The following is a 21,488-nucleotide window of genomic DNA, read 5'->3' as shown; positions in this document are numbered from 1 at the left end:
TAAGATGTACTTTATTAAAAAAGATAGAGAGCCTGATTCTCTGGCTGAGCACCGTTCAGGTGATGATGCTAGTTATGCTAACTTACCATCTAAAGCTAAAGAAGATATAAAAAATCAGTTGTTAGATGAACAAGGCAATACTTGTGCATATTGTATGCAGAGAATTAAGTTTGATTCTATGAAGGTTGAACACTGGTATCCCCAATCGGCAGATGATAACAAAACATCGACATTAAATTATAAAAACCTACTCGGATGTTGTGAAGGAAATACAAAGCCAGGTAATAAAGAAGATGTTCATACTTGTGATACCAAAAAAGCCAACAAGATAATAAAATTTTCTCCTTCTAATCCGTCACACAAGATTAATGATAAAATCATTTATTCAAGATCAGGAAAAATATCTTCAACCGATTTAGATTTTAATGAGCATATTAATAAAAATTTAAACCTAAATTTAAGTACAATGGTAGATAATAGAAGTGCTGCATTAGATAACATTAAAAAACAGCTAGCCAGTTTATCTGGAGATAGAAGATCTAAAGCTAAAATAGAGCTTCTTCTTGCCAAGATATCGAGTAAAAATAGAAGAAATAGTTATATCCCCTTTTATGGTGCCGCTATTGATTATTTAACAAAGAAATTAAGATAAAAAATCCAGATATATTAAGAACTCGAAAACAAAAAGGCCTCGCAATGCGAGGCCTTTAGTTTTTCTATCTTTCAGAAGAGATTAGTCGCGAAGTGCTGCGCCGAATTTCTCTGAGATTGAAGCTACGATAGCATCTACTGAACCAGCGATGTCTGCATCTTCAAGTGTGCGCTCTACAGACTGTAGGCTAAGTGCGATTGCTAGGCTCTTCTTACCTTCTTCAACGCCTTGACCAACGTATACGTCGAACAGTTTAGCGCCTGTTAGGAATTCGCCACCCGCTGCGATACACGCGTCTACGATGTCGCCAGAAGCAACTGCTTCGTCAACAACTACTGCGATATCACGACGGTTTGCAGGGAACTTAGATACAGCTACTGCTTCTGGAAGCACGCGAGTGTTGATAGCTGCCCATTCGATTTCGAATACGATAGTGCGGCCGTTAAGACCAAACTTACGCTCTAGTTCTGGGTGAACAGTACCAATGATACCCACTTCCCTTTCTGTTTCTAAACCAGCGTCTACTACGATAGCCGCAGTTTGACCTGGGTGAAGTGCTGGGTGCTTCGCTGCTTTGAAGCTGTATGCGATTTCGTTTGCAGAAAGCTCAAGAACGGCTTCTAGGTCACCTTTAAGATCGAAGAAATCTACAGTGTTAGTTGCAATGTCCCAGTGCTCTTCGCCACGAGTACCAGAGATAACGCCCGCAAGCATCATTTCTTGGCGCATGCCGTTTTCAGCTGTTGCTTCAGGGATGAAACGTAGGCCTGATTCGAATAGACGAACGCGAGACTGTTGACGCTTCTGGTTGTGAACAACTGTGTTTAGTAGACCTTGGATTAGGCCAAGACGCATTGCTGACATGTCCGCAGAGATTGGGAATGGCAGAATTAGCGGCTCAACACCAGGTACAACAAGTTTTTGCTGTTCTGGTTCTACGAAGCTGTATGTGATTGCTTCGTGGTAGCCACGGTCTACAAGAAGGTCACGAACGCGCTTAAGCGGTTGGTTAGCTTCTTTGTGGTCATTCATTTTAAGTGCCGCTTTAGGCGCTTGGTTTGGAATGTTATCGTAACCGTAGATACGACCTACTTCTTCAATTAGGTCTTGCTCGATTGCGATATCAAAGCGCCAAGATGGAGACGTTGCCGTCCAGCCAGCATCAGTGCTTTCAACTTCACAACCTAGGCGAGTAAGAATTTCCACTACGTCTGTAGATGGGATTTCGTGACCTAGTAGGCTGTCTAGCTTAGCGCGACGTAGAGCAACTACGTTTGCTTTAGGAAGATCAGCTTCAGATTCGCTGCCGTTTACTGGCGCAACTTCGCCACCACAGATTTCAACTAGAAGCTGTGTTGCACGCTCCATTGCTGCTGCTTGAAGTGTTGAATCAACACCACGTTCGAAACGTAGAGAAGAATCAGTGTGAAGACCGTAAGCACGTGCGCGACCACGGATGTGATCCGGTGCGAAGAATGCCGCTTCAAGAAGTACGTCTGTCGTTTCAGTAGTAACACCTGAATCTTGACCGCCAAAGATACCAGCGATTGCTAGTGCTTTGTTTTGGTCAGCGATAACAAGTGTGTTGCTGTTTAGTTCAGCTTCGTTGCCATCTAGAAGTGTTAGCTTTTCGCCCTGCTCTGCTAGACGAACCACGATACCGCCTTCGATCTTAGCTAGATCAAATGCGTGCATTGGTTGGCCTTGCTCTAGCATCACGTAGTTTGTGATGTCTACAACTGGGTCGATTGAACGGATACCACAACGGCGCAGTTTTTCTTGCATCCAGATTGGTGATTCCGCTTTCACGTTTACGTTCTTAACCACACGGCCAAGGTAACGTGGACAAGCATCAGTTGCTTTGATTTCAACAGATACTGTGTCTTCAATGCTTGTTGCAACAGCGTCAACTGTTGGCTCTGTAACGTCTGCGCGGTTTAGTACGCCAACTTCACGAGCAAGGCCACGGATGCTGAAGCAGTCTGCGCGGTTTGCTGTTAGGTCTACGTCGATAGTTACGTCGTTAAGCTCTAGAAGCTCACGTACGTCCATACCTAGCGTTGTGCCTTCTGGCAGCTCAAGGATGCCGTCTGACTCTACGTCGATACCTAGCTCAGAGAAAGAACAAAGCATGCCGTGCGATGGAACGCCACGTAGTTTTGCTTTCTTGATTTTGAAGTCACCAGGAAGTACTGCGCCAACTGTTGCTACTGCTACAGTTAGGCCAAGACGACAGTTAGATGCACCACAAACGATATCTAGCAGCTCTTTATTACCGTCTGCATCAACAGCGCCGATATCAATTTTTGTAACTTGTAGTTTGTCTGCGTCTGGGTGCTGACCGCACTCAACCACTTTACCTACTTTAACGCCGGTGAAAACACCCGCAACAGGTTCTACATCGTCAACTTCCAAACCAGCCATAGTGATTTGGTGAGCTAGCTCTTCGCTGTTAATTGCAGGTTTAACCCACTCGCGTAGCCAAGATTCACTGAATTTCATAGTTTTGACTGCCCCGGATTACTTGAATTGTTTAAGGAAACGAAGGTCGTTCTCGAAGAACGCACGAAGGTCATTTACGCCGTAACGAAGCATCGTTAGACGCTCTACACCCATACCGAATGCAAAACCAGAGTATTTCTCAGGGTCGATGCCAACAGAGCGAAGTACGTTAGGGTGAACCATGCCACAGCCTAGAACTTCTAGCCATTTGCCATCTTTACGTTTCACGTCAACTTCAGCTGAAGGCTCTGTGAACGGGAAGAATGAAGGACGGAAACGCACTTCAACTTCTTCTTCAAAGAAGTTACAAAGGAAATCGTTAAGAATGCCTTTAAGTTGTGCGAAGTTTACGTTCTCATCAACTAACATACCTTCCACTTGGTGGAACATTGGCGTGTGAGTTTGATCGTAGTCGTTACGGTAAACACGACCCGGAGCAATGAAGCGGAAAGGCGGTTTGCCGTTTTCCATCGTACGGATTTGAACACCAGAAGTGTGCGTACGTAGCATTAGATCAGGGTTGAAGAAGAAAGTATCGTGATCAGTACGAGCTGGGTGATCGTCTGCGATGTTTAGTGCATCAAAGTTGTGGAATGCATCTTCGATCTCAGGGCCAGACTCAGTGCTAAAGCCAAGCTCACCAAAGAACTGTTCGATACGCTCAACTGTACGAGTAACTGGGTGAAGACCACCGTTCTCAATGCGACGACCTGGTAGGCTCACATCGATAGTTTCTTCAGCTAGTTTCGCTTCAAGCTCTGCACGTTGTAGTGCGTCTTTGCGAGCTGCGATCGCTTGTTGAACAGCACCTTTCGCTTTGTTGATCTCTTGACCAGCAGTGCGACGCTCTTCAGGTGGAAGTTTACCTAGGCTTTGTAGTTGAAGAGTTAGTTCACCCTTCTTACCTAAATACTGAACTCGCACTTCATCAAGTGCGACTAACGAATCTGCTGTATCAATAGCAGTCGTTGCATTAGCAATGATCTCTTCTAGATGTTGCATCATTTCCTCATCTACCAGTTGGTAGTGTCCGTATCGGATGATTAGTTTTTTTAGATAGCTACACATAGTAATCAAACACGCATCCAATGCCAAATTGAATCGCTAAAAGAACAAGTTATTGACTAAAAACACGGCAAATTTAACGTTAGAAAACAGAATTTCATTGAAATCGGTGAAATCAAAGAGAAACCGATACAAAAACGTCACCAAGTGAGACAGTTTGATTACATTCACAGAACCTTGTTTGAGGCGTGATGTTAGGAAACGATCAGTAGAAGAGTGAGATTGAGAATTTAAACCAAGGAGCGAGGTTTAAGACCACCGCTCTTTGGTTTATTCGTAGAAAATCTGAATTTAAACTTAAAAATTGAAGCTAAAACATCAAGCCTTTAGAAGTAATACTCCAACGCTACCTCAACAAAATCATCCTTGCGAGCGAAGAACAGCAAATCCTCTGGGGTTTCGTTCTCAAACAACCAAGCGTTCAATCGCCACTTGAGATTATTGTTGATGCGGCTTGATGCTTCTAGCTTCGCGCTGTAGACATCGCTGTTATCTAAGTCTTGAGTAATGCCTGTAAGCACTTCGGTGCCGTCTTCATCATTCAAGGCGAAACGCGCCCCGAGGAACACATCGTTTTGGCCAATGGTTTGGGCGTTGTTTCCTCGGCTGTCATACAAGTATTCAGCGATAAAGCCGATGTCCCAATAGGATTCAAGCGCTCCAACCCAAGTATATTCGAAGCCTGTTGCTACGCCTGTGTGGTTGTCGTAGCTGTCGCGATAAATGCTTTCCAGCTTCCATAACCAGTCACCGATAATGCCTTGCACATCGAGCCCGAAGTGCTGCATTTGTGCGTAGTATGGCTTGAGTTGATTGCCTTGCACACGGTAATAAGGGTCGCGGTTTGTACCACCTAAGTAACTTAAACCGACGTCCCAATCGCCGTACATTTGGCTATAACGCAATGCCACATCGACGTGCTTTTCTTCTCTCGAAGATTCGTAAAGCGCATCATCCGAAACAGGTACCGTTGGCCTTAATCTGCCGTCTTCCCCAGCGAAGGTACGCTCACGAAAATACGGCAGTAGCATGGCGTCTATGGTTCCCCAGTCTTTTATCGAGGTGAAGTGCACCATTGGCTGACCCAGTTTCGATTCACCATCGACCGACTCTATGGCATCGGTTTGGTTTACCACATCCACCAAATGCGCCGATTCAGTCACACCCCAGAACACTTTGCCAACACCCGCTCGCAGTTCGTAGTCATCCCAATACGTGAGATACAGAGCTTCACGAACGTCGCCATGGGTTCGTTCATCGTCTTCGCTGTCTAGGCGGTAAAACGGCGTGAAGGTAAAGCTACCATTGCCCTCTTGTTGTTCCCAATAAAACTCTGGTTGTAACACCAGCGAGCTTTGCCCTTTATCTTGCCCTTGCAAGCCGTCGCTAAAGAACTGCCTGTGTTCAAGGTTAACCTGCCCTGCTAGCTCCGGGGTGACCTGTTCTACGAACTCAGAGCTAAATCCAGCCGCCACACATGGCAACGACACTTGCATGAGCCCGACTGTCGCTGCCAAGGTTAAAGATAACTGCGTTCCTGTTAACACAATCCTTTTCATATTCTTGCCTTACTTTGCACGTTTGAGTGTGTTTTTCTGGAAATCTTTGTCCTTAAGACCGGTCTGGAACGCTAAATCTGTCGTGGTTAATACCGTACTTTTGCCTGTTTGGTGGTTTTGCATCGACATGGTGTGTGCGCGCCAGTATTGGTTTAGGTATTGTTTGTAGTCTTGGAACGACAGGGTTTTGAGCAATGCGCCTTTACGGTCGTAAAACTCCACTTGAACTGGGCGGTAATATTGTTGGTCTAGCCATACCTTTTGCATGGTGTAGCCAGAGTTTTTATCGGTCGGTACTTGCTCTAATACAAAGGTATCCACGCCGTCCATTTTGGCGTCTTCAATGTAGTTGAAGGTGTACTTTCCTAACTCGAACGAGCTCAAATCTTCGTAAGCAAATTCACTGCCCATAAACGGGCCCGATTTGTTGCGTGAAGAGATGCGTTTTACACGTTTCAATGCAGGCAGATACAACCATTGGTCATCCGATTTAGTGATGTGTGAATGGTTCAAGAAAGCCGTGCCTTTTACGTCGCGTGGCTCATCAAAAATAGTCAGCCCTTTATCACCATCGTCATCCACTTCTAACGACTTCAATCGCATTAGGCGCGAGCTGCTTTCGCCTTGTTTGTTGCGAAGTAGCATTTCCATGGTCGCGACAGAATCGCCCCACCCCATATCAACGGCTTTGCGTTGCTCGGCGATTTCTAAGCCTTTCGCAGGGTCGGCTAACGCAGGGAAAGCCGTAAACGCGCCGATTGTTAACGAGCCAACGGTTAATGAGCTGACGGTAAATAATGTGGTAACGAATGATTGTTTAACGCTTTTCATAAATTTCTCCTTGAGTCAGCCCACCGCAGCAGGCTGACGATTCCTTATTTGGTTGAAGCAGACAGTTCAGCTGTTGGGCTAGGCTGCGACTTGATGTCTGGCTTTGATCCGTGCTGAGTTTTAACTGCATAGTGAGTCTGTTTGTCGAAGATCATCAGCAAGCTAGGTAGCAAGATGAAGTCGACTACTAGCGCAATGAAAATCACAATCGCGCTGAGCAAGCCCATATCGGAGTTGAGTCTGAAACTCGACATCGCCAGTACAGAGAAACCTGCCACAAGCACGACAGTGGTGATCCACAATGCGCGTCCAACGGTGTGGAAAGCGTAACGCACCGCTTCTTCTGCTGATTTTCCTTCCATTCTGGCGCGTTGGTATTTACTTAAGAAGTGCACCGCATCATCAACCACGATACCCAGTGTGAGCGTGACTACGACGGACAAACCCAAGTTGATTTCACCGGAGATAAGCGCCCACAAACCGAAACCAATAATAGCCGGGGCAATGTTTGGCACTAGGCTGATTATGCCTAAGCGAACCGAGCGCAATGCGAAGATCATCAGGCCAGAGATAAGCACTAAGGTGATAGGCAGAGTTGATAGCATGCTCGCCATGTTGGTTTCGCCTATGTGAGCAAACATCAGTGACGGACTCGATGCGACCACTTCATACTGAGGCGCGTTGGCTGCAAACCATGAGTAGATACGTTCTTCGAGTTCAACCAATTCCACGCTGCCTAGGTTGTCGACCGTGAGCACCATTTTGATCGATGACTTATCGACATTGATTTGGTTGTTCAAGTCCAAGCCGTACGGCAGAGACATCTCGTAAAGCAGTAGGTATTGCGCGGCAAGTTCACGGTTAAGTGGCAGTTGGTAGTAGCTATCGTCGTCACCGTGCATGTTCTTGTTCAAACGCATGTAGACATCGGAAAGCGTGGCCACATGGTCGGTTTCAGGTTGAACACGTAGCCACTCGGTAAAGTCACCAATCGCTTGCAAAAACACAGGATCAGCAATCGCTTGAGACTCATTGGTTTTGACCGCAATACTAATGGTCGTCATGCCACTTACGGTCTGTTCCATGAAGTCTGCAGCTTGTCTGAATTCGCTTGAGGTATCGAAATACTTCACCGATTCGTCATTCACTTTGTTGAGTGGAATTAACGCGGCAGCGCCAACAATCACTAAGGTAGAAATAGGCAGCAGTGCTTTGCGGTTAGCCACCACAAAATCGCCCAGTTTATCCATAAAGGTTACTTTGCTTTCCGCGGCTTCATTTGTTGGCAGAGTTTTCACTGGCAAGAGTTTTAATAGCGCAGGAAGCATAGTCACAGAGAGGAAACACGCGATGATCACGCCCAATGCCGACAAGTTACCGAAATCACGCAGTACTGGAGAGTCCGACATGTTCATCATCAAGAAACCAATCGCAGTAGTCACTGAGGTGATCAGAATCGGCATCGCATTAAGCTTAATGCTGTATTGAATGGCTTGTGCTTTCTCCATCCCGCGTTGCATGGCTTGTCTCATGGTCACAATCACGTGAACACAATCAGCAACGGCAAGGGTTAGTACTAAGGTTGGAACGTTGACCGTTGCGGTGCTGAGGAACATCCCTGCCCAGCCAGACAAACCCATGGTCGCAACAATCGAAGAGATAATCACAACTAAGGTAGCCACCACGCTAAAGAACGAGCGCAACATAAAGGTCAGGAACACCAATACCACCAACAGCATTAACGGCACGAGCGTTGAGCTGTCTTCTTGAGCCGACATCATAAAGGCGTTGTTCATGGCAATGATGCCCGCTTTGTGGAACTCGACGCTCGGGTAATCGGCTTGGTACTTGGCGATCATAGTATTGATAGCCGCGATCACTTCTTGCACTTCGGCGGTTTTATCCACTTCAGGCAATTGCACGGTGACATTAACAATGGTCACGTCACCAGAGGCTGACACCAATGCGTTTTTAAGCAGAGGTTCGTTGAGCGCGATCTGTTTTACTTTGGCGATTCGCTCTGGTGTGTGCGCATATTCTTCGTACAGCAAGTCTTCAACTAACAGGTCATCTTCAACCGCTTCGGTATGCTGATAATTGGCCAGCGAATCGACACGGCTTGAGTACGGGATTTGCCACGCATCGACCGTGAGGTTTTGAATTAGGGTAAGAGTTTCTGGGGTGAAGACATTGCCATCTTCAGGTGCGACAACAATCGCAAGGTTGTCGGTTTTTGCAAAGGTGGTTTGGATTTCGTCGAACGCCATCAACTGTTTGTTGGTGCCTTCGAAGAAGATGTTGTAATCCCCTCTAAAGTAGAGGTTCTTCGCCCCTAATGCAGAAAGCATGATGATTGAAAACACCACCAGCAAAACGATAAACGAACGCTTGGTCGGTATTGAGTGCCAACTGTTATTTAGATCCCCGTTTACGCTATCGACATTACGGTTATCTCGATTTTGGTGATCGAAAGCGGGCTTCTGGCTGTCATGTTCCATCACAGTCTCCATTTGTGACGATTCGTCGTAGTTGTGTCTTAAAAAGCCAGCCGGAGCTGACAAAAGACACAATTCTTAGTCATACACTCAAGAAAACCAAAACCACACTAGGCAAACTTAAGTTTATGACGAATCGTCACTAATGGTTATTAATAAACCCACACGAGTGGGCTTAATGGAAGATTATCGACCTACTGACTCTAGGTAAGCGACTTCTTCACTGAACAGTTCTTGTTCTACACGGCGCCAGGTTTTGCGGTAATCCCAATCGCTAGAAAGGGGCTGCCAATTTAGGCCGTCTAGTAGCATGTTCGCGTTGTGTAATACTGAATACGGGTCTTGTAACCGCTTAATACAATGACTGTTTGATGCGTTCTGTGACAAGGCATTTGAACCAAATGCGATTGACCAGTTAGCAAACACGATGGCATCTGAACCCACACCAGAAGAGAACTTAAGGTCACCGGCTTCTACTGCTCGGTTTACCATTGAATCGGCTTGTTCAATCACCAACTCTTCCAGTTCATTCATCTCGGTTACACGTGCACTAGACGCTTTCTCTAGTACCCACGGGCTTTTCGCCATGATCGCACAGGTTGATAGTACCGGTTCCATGCGAGCATAGATTCGGTAAGCAACGTGCAGTGCGACAATCTTTTCACGTGTGTTGCCTTCAAACTCTCCAGAACGAGCAAACATCAATGCCTCGGTCTTTAAAGAGTGAATACACAAGGCTAAAACCACGTCTTCTTTGCTGCAAAAGTGATTGTATATCGTACCTTTAGAATAAGAACTTGCTGCCGTTAGCCTATCCATCGTGAGGTTTCCGAACCCTTGTTCTCGAACCAGATCTTTTGCTAACAACATCAATTCTACTTCTCGGTCTGCTATAGACTGCTGCTTTTTAGACAACACGCCTTTGCAACCAAAGATACCTTGTTTATCGCCTTTACAACCAAAGCCAAACATAATTTCTCAGTCCGTATTTGAGCTTAGCTATCATCTAAGCTTCGCCAGTATTTAAAACGCTCCTATCCAATATATTAACACGAATAGTAAATTCATGTAGTTAACCATTTTGTGACGCTTCGTCATTTATGACTTATCGTCATAATAGCGCAAATATTGATCATATCAAGGTGTTTCATAAAATTAAATTCACGTTATGAATAGATGTGAAAACCATCAATAATCACATCGCGTTACTCACCAGCCTGCCGTCATTAACTGGCATAGCATCAGTAACCAACATAAGATCAATAACCGACACAGCATCACTAACCAACGCGGCATCACTAACCAACACAGGAAGAAGCGCCTTAGTTTGGCGAAACCAATACAAGCCCATTACGCTGTCTTCATCTAAATAGAGCATGATGGTTTAGGACAGTCAGCTATTCGAGCCGAATGGAGGGGTACGTAAACCACGAGAATGAGTGAGTTCAGGTTCACTTTTTGGTGCAGACCTCTCCTTATGGTTAATATTTGGCTTACTAATGCCGTTTTCTACTAAGTTGCTATAAATTAGGTAAGGGGTGACTTACAATAGTGACAACGACTTACCTTTTTTGAGAACACGATATTGAGCGCCAAATATTCTTATTTAGCTTGGCAAGTGAATACTTCTAGCCCAGCAGAAAAGCTTGTTTTATTGATGCTTGCAGACGGTGCTGACGAATTCGGCTACACCAATGTGTGCTTACAAACAGCAGGTCAACTTTGTGCTCTCTCTACGTTTGGTTTAGCCGACTGCCTTAAGTGTTTAGTCGACCAAGGTTTTCTCGATAAGGTAAAAGTAGATTATCGAGATCAAAAAGAGATTCACGTTTTCAAAATGCTCATTGAGCAAGAGCAAGCTACGGCGCACGTTGAGGTTCAACCGACCAACAGTATTCCTGTCTACTCTACGGCACCTGCACCTGCACCTGCACCTGCACCTAAGTTTCAGCCTGCTCCGGCACCTAAGTTTCAGCCTGCTCCGGCACCGATGCAACACATGCAGCATGCCCCTCGCCCACAAGGCCGAGGCTCAATGAACAGCAACACCGTATCTACTCATGATCTCAACGAAGAAGAGATACCATCATGGGCAGAACGTGCGTTTAAATTCTCCGGTTTGACCGGTGACCATAGTTTAGTATGGAAGAAATTTGTCCTCTGGTATAAAGCCAAAGCCAATGAATTAATGCCACTATCTCGGATTGAATCCAAGCTGCAGTACTGGCTAGTTAACGAGAAGCAAAATGAAAGACAACAACAGCAGAAGACCTCTCAATATTCAGGAAATGCAGGACAAGCTCAAGGAAATGGGTATAGACAAAAGCTTAGCCCATCTGAACGCTTCAGGCAGCAGCTCATTCAAAAAGGCAAAAAGCCAACCTTCTGAGCCAGCTTCACCTGTTGTTCCTGACTCTACAGGCTCTGTAGTACCTGAGGTTATTGAAGCACAGAGCACTGAAGTAGCGACACCCAATGCTGCTAGCACGGGTTCGTCTCAACAAGTGCCTGTTGTTGACCAAGATCCCGCAGAGTTGGAGCTGACCGATTGGTGTATCCATGTGTTCGGTTCTTTCTTGAGCGTGTACGAAACTCAGTGGGAATACCAATACGGTAGTGAACCAAGCGGTAAGTTTCTTGAGTTTGCCCACTCTGTTGACTCAGACGGCCTTAACCGCGTGCTAATGCACTGTCATGAACGTATTCAACTTGGCAACAGTTGGCCGCCGCAAATGGGTGAGCTTTGGATTCTAAAGGATTCATTAACAGAAGAAGAGCTGCTTGATAGCCGCATTCGTGTGTTGTCACGCACAGCTGTTAACAACATTGAAAAGTGGCTTATCCAAAACAAGCTGTACGACTTGAAACGCACCGCTGAAAACAAGCTTGATGGCCTGTTTAAGAAGTACTATTTGGAAGCAAAACGTTTAGATGAGAAAGGCATGCTAGAAACTGAATTACCGCAGTTCCTCCTTGCTGCTAACTCCGTAAAGAACCTAAACGATTTAAAACGTGAAGAGTACGAAAGCCAACACGGCAAAGCGATTAACCCAAGAATTCAGAAAATTCTAAACAGTAAAAAGTAGCCTTCTACGGTCTACGGTCAGAAAATACCGTCAAGATTACCCAGTCAATAGATACAAAAATGCCAGCTATCAAGCTGGCATTTTTTATGAGTTTTTATACCAATCACAGTAAGTAAATGATCATAAATAGCGCCGGAAAAAGGCTTGAGAACAAGGCAGCAATTTTTGATAAGTAGTTATTCTACAATCAAAATTTCTAACGAAGTTATCGAGCGTTTTAACTAGCTAGGATGAACAGTTATTTACTACGATTGGTATTATAAACCCATCAAACAATTATCCGACCGCTATTTACGATCGCCTTACTGATTAATTACAGTAGGTGGATAGTTGCGTTTAGAGAGAAAACGCCTGAGTCGTCATCTTTCATGTTGAAGTTTTGGTAGCTAGCGCCTACAGATAGTGGGCCAAAGATGAAGTATTCTGCGCCTACACCGTACATGATATCAACTTCGTCTTGCTTGAAGCCGTTCGCTTTAAGCTCGTAAGAGTGAAGACCACCCTTCGCGTATACGTGAAGAGGACCAAAGTCGATGCTTGGTTTGATTGCTAGGTAAGTTGTGCTTGCGTCTAGTTTAGTCAGTGTTTGGTTGCCGTATTTAACACTGTCGAAAGAACCTAGATCCCAGTAACCCGCTTCAACACCAATAAATGGAAGGATGCCCGTACCCACGTGGATACCCATCGCTGTCTCTTCTTGATTACCTAATGAGTTTTGACCACCCATTGCGCCGCCGTACAACCAAGAATCAGCCATCGCTGTTGAAGATGCACCTAGCAGTGCTAGAGCCAATAACGTTTTTTTCATATTCGACCTTTTTCGTCCTGTTGGCAGGCCTTGCGTGGTAATGAATTGCCACCAAGTCGCCCTGTATGTAATAACTATTCAATTAGTAATGCAATAAGCAAGATTTATACCCAAACCTTGCCACTGCGTCTAGCTTTATTCGTTTAGCAAGCATCAATCGCGTTTTTAACACGCTTATCTGATACTGGGTAAGGTGTACCGAGTTGCTGTGCGAAGAAGCTTACACGAAGCTCTTCTATCATCCAACGCACCTCTTTTACATTTTCTGGAACCGCGATCCCTTTTGGAATTTTATTCAGCAGCTCTTTGTAATCATTCATTACAGAGTCCACTTTGATCATATGAAGGCGATCTTTATTCGGATCAATCGGCAGTTTTTCCATTCGGCGCTCTATCGCTTTCATATAGCGTAGAATATCCGGCAAGCGTTTCCAGCCGCATTCTGTGGCAAACCCCTTAAAAATCAAACCTTCTATTTGAGCTTTAATGTCTGAAAGCGCAAATGCCATTGAAAGATCGACACGCCCTTTCAGCTTCTTACTGATGGCGAATGCCGTGGTTAAGATGGTTTCAACCTGTTGAGCAATCTCAACAACTGTGTCATCCAACTCTGCACGTACGTGTTCTTTTAGAGCTTCAAACTGCTCTGGCTCCCAAACTATGCCGCCCTTCTGCTCAATCAGCTTATCAATACCACAAGCGATACAGTCATCGATAAGATCGAGCACCTGTCCGTATGGGTTGAAGTACAAACCGAGCTTAGATTTGTTCGGTAAATTCGAGTGCAAGTATTTGATCGGCGATGGTACGTTCAACAGAATTAAACGACGCTGACCCGATTTCATTGCAGTGATCTGCTCTTGCTCGGTTTCGAACAATTTGATCTCTACGCTGTCTTTGGTGTCCACCAGTGCTGGGAAGGCTTTAACATCATAGCCACCACGTTTCTGTTGGTAGACTTTTGGTAACTCACCAAAGCTCCACGTATGCAGGTTTTGCTGCTCGATGTCATCGTCTGCCACTTTAGAAAGTGTTTCTTGAACCTTGTCTTTCAGGCTCTCTTTCAACTCATGCAGGTCTTTCTGCTCTTTCAGTTTGCGCTTGCGATGATCCACAGCACGGAATGTTACCTTTAAGTGCTCTGGAATCTGGTCTAACTTCCAGTCATCACGTACCACTTCCACACCGGTCATGCGGCGCAGCTCTTTCTCAAGCGAATCCAATAATGGAGCTTCAAGCGGCGTAACACGAGCCAAGAACGCATCAGCGTAGTTTGGTGCAGGCACAAAGTTACGGCGTAGCGTTTTTGGTAACGACTTAATTAGGCTAATCACCAGTTCCTGACGTAGGCCTGGGATCTGCCAATCAAAACCGTTCTGGTCGATTTGGTTCAAGATAGGCAGCGGAATGTGGACCGTTACACCATCGTTGTCATCGCCCGGCTCAAATTGGTAGCTCAGCTTCAGCTTGATACCGTTTTGGTGCCAGAAGTTCGGATAATCCAAATCAGTAACGTGGCTAGCATCACCTCTGAACAGCATCGACTTTTCAAAGTTAAGCAGCTCCGGTGTTTTCTGGCTGGTCTTCTTCCACCATGTATCGAAGTGACGGCCTGAAACTGCCTCTTCACCCACACGCTGGTCATAAAAGTCGAACAGTTCATCATCGTCGATCAAGATGTCACGACGGCGAGACTTATGTTCTAGCTCTTCTACTTCTTGCAGTAGCTTGCGGTTCTGTTTGAAGAAGGCATGTTTGGTTTCCCACTCTCCCTCTACCAATGCGCTGCGTACAAACAACTCACGGCTGACAGTGGCATCAATGGCACCGTAATTAACCAAACGTTTCGGAATGATTGGGATTCCGTAAAGCATCACTTTTTCGTGAGCCATTACCGCCGCTTGTTTCTTCGACCAATGTGGTTCGCTGTAGCTACGCTTAATCAAGTGTTTCGCTAATGGCTCAATCCATTCAGGCTGAATTTTGGCGATAACACGGCCCCAAAGTTTTGAGGTCTCCACAAGCTCAGCAGACATGATCCACTTAGGCTGTTTCTTAAATAAGCCAGACGCAGGGAAGATATGGAAGCGTGCGTTACGAGCACCTTGATATTCATTCTTCTCTTGGTCTTTCATACCGATGTGCGAAAGCAAACCTGATAGCAGTGACATGTGAATGCCATCGTAGCTGCCCGGCTCTGTATTCAGCTTGGTATCTAATTCACGCATCGCTTGGTGAATTTGGAAGTACACATCTTGCCATTCACGGATACGTAAATAGTTCAGGTAATCTTGCTTACACTGTTTGCGGAACTGGTTACTCGACAGCGCTTTTTGTTGCTGCTTAACGTAATCCCAAAGGTTCACAAACGTGATGAAATCTGACTCTTTATCGAAGAAGCGCTTGTGCTTATCGTCAGATGATTGTTGCTTGTCTGATGGACGCTCACGCGGGTCTTGAATCGACAATGCAGAGGCAATCACCATTACTTCGTGCAAACAGCGGTTGCTTGGCGCTTCAATCACCATACGCGCTAAACGTGGATCAATCGGCAGCTTAGCGAGCTTACGACCAATTGCCGTTAGCTTCTTCTTATCGTCGCCATGGTTCTTGTTTTTGTTCGCTGACGGTTCAACTGTCGCAATCGCACCCAACTCTTCAAGTAGCCTTACACCATCTTGAATATTGCGCTTATCGGGCGCTTCAACAAATGGGAATGCTTGAATGTCGCCTAGGCCTAACGCTGTCATCTGAAGGATAACCGATGCTAGGTTAGTACGAAGAATCTCAGGGTCAGTAAACTCTGGGCGTGATTCAAAATCTTCCTCAGAGTACAGGCGAATACAGATACCTTCAGCAACACGACCACAACGACCTTTACGCTGGTTAGCACTCGCTTGAGACACTGGCTCAATCGGTAGGCGTTGTACTTTAGTACGGTAGCTGTAACGGCTAATACGCGCCGTACCCGGGTCGATGACATACTTAATACCCGGAACGGTTAACGAGGTTTCTGCCACGTTGGTCGCCAGAACAATGCGTCGACCAGTATGAGACTGGAAGATACGGTTCTGTTCACCCGCAGAAAGGCGTGCGTAAAGCGGAACAATTTCGGTATCACGCAAGTTACGTTTACTTAAAGAGTCCGCGGTATCACGAATCTCACGCTCACCGTTCATGAAGATCAAGATATCGCCTTGGCCTTCATCACACAGCTCATCAACGGCTTCAAAGATACCTTCGATTTGATCGCGGTCTGAATCACTGTCATCACCACCTAATGGGCGGTAACGCGTATCTACTGGGTAAGTACGGCCTGACACTTCAATGATCGGTGCGTTGTTAAAGTGCTTCGAGAAACGCTCAGGATCGATAGTCGCCGACGTGATAATCACTTTCAAGTCAGGACGCTTTGGTAGAAGCTCTCTCAAGTAACCCATGATGAAGTCGATGTTCAGGCTACGTTCGTGCGCTTCATCGATAATGATGGTGTCGTACTGGCTTAAGAAACGGTCGTGTTGAATTTCCGCCAGTAGAATACCGTCGGTCATCAATTTGATTTGGGTGTTTTCAGAAATTTGGTCGTTGAATCGAACCTTGTAACCAACGAATTCACCCAACTGCGTTTCCATCTCTTCCGCAATACGGTTTGCAACCGAACGCGCCGCAAGACGACGAGGCTGAGTATGACCAATTAGGCCAAAACGACCTCGGCCAAGCTCAGAACAGATCTTGGGTAACTGAGTAGTTTTACCCGACCCCGTTTCACCCGCCACGATAACTACTTGGTTTTCAGCAATGGCTTTCGCAATATCATCGCGCTTTTGGCTTACTGGGAGAATCTCTGGGTATTCGATGGTTGGTTTCTGCGCAGCACGCTGAGTTGCCGTCATCATTGACTTGGCAATATCTAACGCAATCTCATCGAAGACAGCGTGCTTAGATTGTTCGTTCTTGATTTTACTCGCGCCAGTAATTCGCTTACTCAAGCGGAAGCGATCGCGCATCATACATTCGTGGAGCGCTTTACGAAGAGATACTGGGCTATTCTGAGATGATTTTGTCTTTGTCGCTGATTGTTCAGCTTTTTTGGTATTTGATTGTTCAGCATTTAATTGTTTAGCAGGTCGGTTCGATGCAGGCTTATTTGATTTCGCTTTGCTCTGTGAAGAACTTGGCTGTGCTGCATTCTTGTTGTTATCTGCTTTTTCCGGAGACGAAGTCAAAGCGTGTCCTATTCTTGTACTTATTAAACTCGCGCGATTATATCACAAGTCTCAAACAAAAAAGCCTGACAACAAAGGGAAAACCTTTTGCTATCAGGCTGATTAGTCACTCTCACGTTAGTAAAAGCGATGGAAGCGTGACGAACGCAAACCGAATGTTTCAAAAATCACAGTTAAAAACTAAACGCTAAAAACGCCTGTTATAAACTGCCTGCTAAAAAACGCGCTTAAAACTCGTACTGTAGATAAACCGTGTTGTAGTTACTGCCGCCTTTGATTCGACCAAACTGAGAGGCGTTTTCAAAAATAGCAGAACGGTGATGCAACGAATAGCCGAACCATAAGTTGTTCAGGTCATTCTTACCCACCAAATCGCCTACGTTTACATCGACCGAAAAGTCGAGATAATTAAGCAAGTGGCTCCCGTTATAACCCTTCTCTTTCATCTCTTTCGCTTCGATGTAAGTCAGCGAATCGATGTAAGACATACCTTCTGCCACACCAACACGCCATTGTGTCGGCCAGTCGAAAGTGTAATACGCTTTGATAGCGACAATGTATTCAGTGCTGCTTGACTGAACCTCTGAATTCCAGTGATGCGCGATACCCGGTGTTAAGTAGATGTCCAATGGGAAACCGAAGATCTCATCGGTTAACGGGTGGCCATAGAAGAAGGAGGTCAACTGGTTGTTGTATTCGTCTTTCTCCCTGTTGAATTTCATGATGTCGCCAATATTCGATGGCGTCGCCCAGCCGTGTGCAACACGTAAATACGGCGCATTGCTCAGCTTAGGTTTTGGCGCTTTGGTTTTATCATTGAAAAAGCCAAAACCAAGGTAAAGTTCGCCTTGATAACGGTCTTCAACAATCGACGAATCGTAAGCGTTGTCATCCAGTCGAGTCACACTGGTTGAACCCAATAAGTATAAGTTCGAAACCACATGGTAACGCGCTTCTACACCGACATTCAGGTCCACACCTGCGCCGATGGTTTCATTTGCTGCTGAGTAATACTCGCTGTTGAAATCCGCACTTTTGTAGCGCAGTGTCGCACGCGGAGTGAACTCCCAGTCTCCGGTTTCATACTTAGCTTTCGCACGTAAGTTACCGTGAAAATTGAATTCACTGTCGCTCATTAACTCCGTTTCGACAGACCAAGGCCCATCAAGTTGGTAAGTCAGTTGAGCACCAAAGTCCGCCGTATCACCTTCAATTTCATTCTGCTCAGAAGCAGGGATATCAATAAAGCGCATGCGAGAGATAGCATTAAGAGACCATTTCTCGTCATCGGGTTGATAAAGGTAAGCACCCATCTCAGTTCCATCAATGAACACATAGTCGTTCTTGAAAAATAGCATTGGAACAAAAGAGCTAACCGTTTGGTCGCCACCTGACGTGTCGTAAGGAATACTTGCCGTACGAAACATTGCAGCGATGCCCCACTCTTGCTCTTCAGCGGCCCACGCATTCGCACTTAGGAAAACGCTACTGACGAAAACAACGCCCGACGAAGCGAGAGTCGGTAAATATTTGAGCTTCATTCTTATGTAATTACTCTTTGTAATAAATTTTGTGTTACTGAATAGACATTTATTAGCCATAACGGCTAACTAATTTTAGGTTTGAGCGGCATTGACCGTTACAATGTAGAATATTCTCGGTTAAATGAAAGCATTGTGAAAGTCTCCGAATTACAAAACATTATAGATCACTTACCCAAAGATTCCGATCCGGATATTGTTATTGGTGAGGCATGGTTGCCCGAGCGTTTGGTGAATACCAACCTAGACGGCGACATGCTATTTCTTGAGTTCGATAATGCCCCTGAAGACAATCAAGGGGATGAAGAAGGCCGTGGTTTTGTTGAACACGAAATTGCTATGATTCGTGAAAAACTGGAGCAAGTGTTAGACGACACATCCGATACCAAGACCAAAGCCGATGCCCTATTGGCAATATTTCTAATGGGTCATGAACTTTCTAGCTCGGAAGTTATCGAACTCCTTGAAGCAGATGGTTCTGAAACACCTGAGTCTGACATAACAGAGCCTGAAACGAACAAGCTCGAAACAAAACAACACCACGACGACTAGCCACCAACGATTTTAGGTACCGTATTGAAACCCTCTACGACATCATCTCTTCCCCTGTTACTCGCCGGACCCATTTTAAGAAAAACGACTGCAACTGAAGTCGTACTTTGGTTAGCCACCAGCTCGCCTCTGACAGGCAGAGCCGAACTTCATACTCAAGAAATAGACGATTCTGAAGCAGCACAAGACCAGCCGTTTTATACCTCATCGCTTGAAGATCATGATTCGATTCAAATCGGTACACATGCGTGGGTAACGCTCATCCGCTTACAAGGCGAGTTCCCGACGAATACACCTCTAGAGTATGACGTTCACACAGAGTCAGGCTCATTAAAAGAGCTCGCACCTCACCTTGTTTACAACGGTAAATCTCGCGTTGAGTTTAAGATATCTACCTCGGCTGATTACATTCTTCATGGCTCTTGCCGTAATCCACATCATCCAAGCAAAGACAGCCTAGTCGCAGCAGATAACAAGATTGCCGATCAAACCGTCGCTGAAAGACCCGATATGCTGATGATGAGCGGCGATCAGATCTACGCTGACCATGTGGCAGGACCAACACTTGATGCTATTCAGCAAGTGATTCAATTGCTTGGCCTAGTGGGAGAGAGCTTACCGACTGACTCGCAAGTTAACCGAATCAACAGCAGTGACGCCTTATTTGAGAGCGAATATCACTTATATCAACGTGATCAGTACTTGCCACACCACACCACTTCAGAATCCATGCTCGATAAGTTCTTCCCGAATCGTGGCGTACCGATTTTTAGCTCTACCGATTGTGAAAACCACTTGGTCACGCTGTCTGAGTTTATCGCGATGTACCTGTTAGTTTGGTCGCCGACACTGTGGCAGTGTGTCAATCGAGAGCGCTTAATTGAGAATAACTTCACTCAAGGTGGACGCCAATTAACACCGACTGAGCAACAACAGTGGCGTGATGAAAGCGTCATCATGGATGATTTCATTGCTGGCTTACCGCAAGTACAACGTCTGTTCGCACATATCCCTACGTACATGATCTTTGATGATCACGATGTGACCGATGATTGGAACCTTACCGTGGGTTGGGAACATGCCGTAGACCAAAACCAGTTCGCAACTCAAGTCATTGGTAACGGCCTTGCGGCTTACTGGATGTGTCAGGGCTGGGGTAATAAACCGGAGAGCTTCGACGAGACATTCATCGAGCAAGCAAAACAGCTTTTTGTCGATCAACCGCGCGTTCTTAAACAAACGCATGACGTTGAACAAACGGACAACCTTAAACAAACGAACAGTGAAACCGGCGATGCCGCGACTACTCACTCTGTTAGCGACATCGAGCCAAACAAGCATCGAGCCTTCATTGAGATGTTGAGTCGCTTTGAGGAGTGGCATTACACAATAGATACTTCACCCAAAGTCATTGTGTTGGATACCCGAACCCGTCGCTGGCGTTCGGAATCTCGTATGAATAAACCTTCAGGTTTGATGGACTGGGAGGCCTTGATTGAATTTCAACATCAATTGATGCATCAAGATAAAGTCGTGATTGTTTCTGCTGCGCCAATGTTCGGCGTTAAGTTCATTGAAACACTACAAAAAATGGCGACAACAATTGGTAAGCCATTGGTGATTGACGCTGAAAACTGGATGGCACATCCGGGCAGTGCCAATACGCTGATCAGTATCTTTACCCATACCAAAACACCGACCAATTTCGTGGTGCTTTCGGGCGATGTTCACTACTCCTTTGCTTACGATATCAAGCTTAGATACCGCCGAAATAGCCCGAACATTTATCAAATCACCTGTAGTGGCATTAAAAATCAATTCCCAGCGCCGCTGCTTAAATTCTGTGATGTGTGGGACCGCCTGTTATACAGTCCTCGCTCAGTTTTGAACTATTTCACCAAGCGAAAGCGCTTAAAGATCGAGAAGCGAAGCCCAGACAATCAAACCTTCTATCGCCTTTCAAACCGAAGTGCGATTGGTGAATTAAGGCTAGATGAGGATGGTAAACCACAGTCGATCACAACACTTAGTGGTGACGGTAAAACCACCCGCTTTCCTGAACCTTACTAGGGCGTGTTGACCTTTCGAGCTAATTTTTGCAGCGAGTTGCTGGGTATTTATACAAGGCAGAGGCTTCGATGTGTAGCTAGCCTACATGAGAAGCCGATAAC

15 protein-coding genes are annotated in these 21,488 nt (G+C 45.7%); 5 read left to right on the top strand and 10 right to left on the bottom strand.

Annotated elements, in window-relative coordinates:
* The first annotated feature begins 4 nt into the window (after nucleotides 1-4).
* Nucleotides 5-652: a retron system putative HNH endonuclease gene (locus ACED59_RS17945; RefSeq protein ID WP_102503410.1), complete on the top strand. Its 648-nt coding sequence runs from the start codon at nucleotides 5-7 to the stop codon at nucleotides 650-652.
* 81 nt (nucleotides 653-733) lie between these two features.
* On the opposite strand, the gene pheT is transcribed toward ACED59_RS17945, so the two are convergent.
* The 7 genes from pheT to ACED59_RS17910 form a co-directional block, all read right to left on the bottom strand.
* On the bottom strand, nucleotides 734-3,154 hold the full coding sequence (pheT, locus tag ACED59_RS17940) for a phenylalanine--tRNA ligase subunit beta (RefSeq protein WP_017096762.1): 2,421 nt from the start codon (nucleotides 3,152-3,154) through the stop codon (nucleotides 734-736).
* An 18-nt stretch (nucleotides 3,155-3,172) separates the two neighbouring features.
* The gene (gene pheS, locus ACED59_RS17935; protein ID WP_004734764.1) at nucleotides 3,173-4,156 is read right to left on the bottom strand and encodes a phenylalanine--tRNA ligase subunit alpha; all 984 of its coding nucleotides are present in this window, start codon (nucleotides 4,154-4,156) and stop codon (nucleotides 3,173-3,175) included.
* 389 nt (nucleotides 4,157-4,545) lie between these two features.
* Complete coding sequence (locus tag ACED59_RS17930) at nucleotides 4,546-5,778, bottom strand: hypothetical protein (protein WP_017096761.1); 1,233 nt, start codon at nucleotides 5,776-5,778, stop codon at nucleotides 4,546-4,548.
* Between the two features lie 9 nt (nucleotides 5,779-5,787).
* A complete protein-coding gene (locus ACED59_RS17925) occupies nucleotides 5,788-6,609 on the bottom strand; it encodes an outer membrane lipoprotein-sorting protein (protein ID WP_371704783.1) in 822 nt (273 codons plus the stop codon).
* Between the two features lie 44 nt (nucleotides 6,610-6,653).
* Complete coding sequence (locus ACED59_RS17920) at nucleotides 6,654-9,170, bottom strand: RND family transporter (RefSeq protein ID WP_029223792.1); 2,517 nt, start codon at nucleotides 9,168-9,170, stop codon at nucleotides 6,654-6,656.
* A 120-nt stretch (nucleotides 9,171-9,290) separates the two neighbouring features.
* Nucleotides 9,291-10,076 (bottom strand): TetR/AcrR family transcriptional regulator, encoded by a 786-nt coding sequence (locus tag ACED59_RS17915; protein WP_009847004.1) that lies wholly within the window; start codon nucleotides 10,074-10,076, stop codon nucleotides 9,291-9,293.
* Nucleotides 10,077-10,299: 223 nt separating this feature from the next.
* Nucleotides 10,300-10,482: a hypothetical protein gene (locus tag ACED59_RS17910; protein WP_069591697.1), complete on the bottom strand. Its 183-nt coding sequence runs from the start codon at nucleotides 10,480-10,482 to the stop codon at nucleotides 10,300-10,302.
* A gap of 207 nt (nucleotides 10,483-10,689) precedes the next feature.
* Here ACED59_RS17910 and ACED59_RS17905 point away from each other — a divergent pair, with 207 nt between their 5' ends.
* Nucleotides 10,690-11,493: a hypothetical protein gene (locus ACED59_RS17905; protein ID WP_371704782.1), complete on the top strand. Its 804-nt coding sequence runs from the start codon at nucleotides 10,690-10,692 to the stop codon at nucleotides 11,491-11,493.
* A complete protein-coding gene (locus tag ACED59_RS17900) occupies nucleotides 11,414-12,190 on the top strand; it encodes a hypothetical protein (protein ID WP_009847007.1) in 777 nt (258 codons plus the stop codon). Before ACED59_RS17905 ends, ACED59_RS17900 begins: the two co-directional genes overlap by 80 nt.
* Before the next feature lie 313 nt (nucleotides 12,191-12,503).
* Here the strand turns inward: ACED59_RS17900 and ACED59_RS17895 are convergent, their stop codons facing one another.
* From ACED59_RS17895 to ACED59_RS17885, 3 genes are all read right to left on the bottom strand, one after another.
* Nucleotides 12,504-12,998: an outer membrane beta-barrel protein gene (locus ACED59_RS17895; RefSeq protein WP_009847008.1), complete on the bottom strand. Its 495-nt coding sequence runs from the start codon at nucleotides 12,996-12,998 to the stop codon at nucleotides 12,504-12,506.
* A gap of 143 nt (nucleotides 12,999-13,141) precedes the next feature.
* A complete protein-coding gene (gene hrpA, locus ACED59_RS17890; protein ID WP_017096756.1) occupies nucleotides 13,142-17,224 on the bottom strand; it encodes an ATP-dependent RNA helicase HrpA in 4,083 nt (1,360 codons plus the stop codon).
* 227 nt (nucleotides 17,225-17,451) lie between these two features.
* Nucleotides 17,452-18,765: a MipA/OmpV family protein gene (locus ACED59_RS17885; protein WP_017096755.1), complete on the bottom strand. Its 1,314-nt coding sequence runs from the start codon at nucleotides 18,763-18,765 to the stop codon at nucleotides 17,452-17,454.
* Nucleotides 18,766-18,846: 81 nt separating this feature from the next.
* Here ACED59_RS17885 and ACED59_RS17880 point away from each other — a divergent pair, with 81 nt between their 5' ends.
* Entirely contained in the window at nucleotides 18,847-19,317 is a 471-nt protein-coding gene (locus tag ACED59_RS17880; protein ID WP_017096754.1) for a hypothetical protein, read from the top strand.
* Nucleotides 19,318-19,341: 24 nt separating this feature from the next.
* Nucleotides 19,342-21,387 (top strand): alkaline phosphatase D family protein, encoded by a 2,046-nt coding sequence (locus ACED59_RS17875; RefSeq protein WP_017096753.1) that lies wholly within the window; start codon nucleotides 19,342-19,344, stop codon nucleotides 21,385-21,387.
* Nucleotides 21,388-21,488 lie beyond the last annotated feature (101 nt).

The organism is Vibrio sp. FF266 (genome assembly GCF_041439695.1).
GTDB classification, from domain to species: Bacteria; Pseudomonadota; Gammaproteobacteria; order Enterobacterales; family Vibrionaceae; genus Vibrio; species Vibrio tasmaniensis_A.
The sequence above is the reverse complement of the archived record's forward strand: the minus strand, read 5'-3'. Positions and strand labels throughout refer to the sequence as shown.

Coding starts and splice junctions, on each gene's coding strand:
- ACED59_RS17945 (WP_102503410.1), top strand. CDS start 5: ATGTACTTTATTAAAAAAGATAGAGAGCCTGATTCTCTGGCTGAGCAC.
- pheT (WP_017096762.1), bottom strand. CDS start 3,154: ATGAAATTCAGTGAATCTTGGCTACGCGAGTGGGTTAAACCTGCAATT.
- pheS (WP_004734764.1), bottom strand. CDS start 4,156: ATGCAACATCTAGAAGAGATCATTGCTAATGCAACGACTGCTATTGAT.
- ACED59_RS17930 (WP_017096761.1), bottom strand. CDS start 5,778: ATGAAAAGGATTGTGTTAACAGGAACGCAGTTATCTTTAACCTTGGCA.
- ACED59_RS17925 (WP_371704783.1), bottom strand. CDS start 6,609: ATGAAAAGCGTTAAACAATCATTCGTTACCACATTATTTACCGTCAGC.
- ACED59_RS17915 (WP_009847004.1), bottom strand. CDS start 10,076: ATGTTTGGCTTTGGTTGTAAAGGCGATAAACAAGGTATCTTTGGTTGC.
- ACED59_RS17910 (WP_069591697.1), bottom strand. CDS start 10,482: ATGCTCTATTTAGATGAAGACAGCGTAATGGGCTTGTATTGGTTTCGC.
- ACED59_RS17900 (WP_009847007.1), top strand. CDS start 11,414: ATGGGTATAGACAAAAGCTTAGCCCATCTGAACGCTTCAGGCAGCAGC.
- ACED59_RS17895 (WP_009847008.1), bottom strand. CDS start 12,998: ATGAAAAAAACGTTATTGGCTCTAGCACTGCTAGGTGCATCTTCAACA.
- ACED59_RS17885 (WP_017096755.1), bottom strand. CDS start 18,765: ATGAAGCTCAAATATTTACCGACTCTCGCTTCGTCGGGCGTTGTTTTC.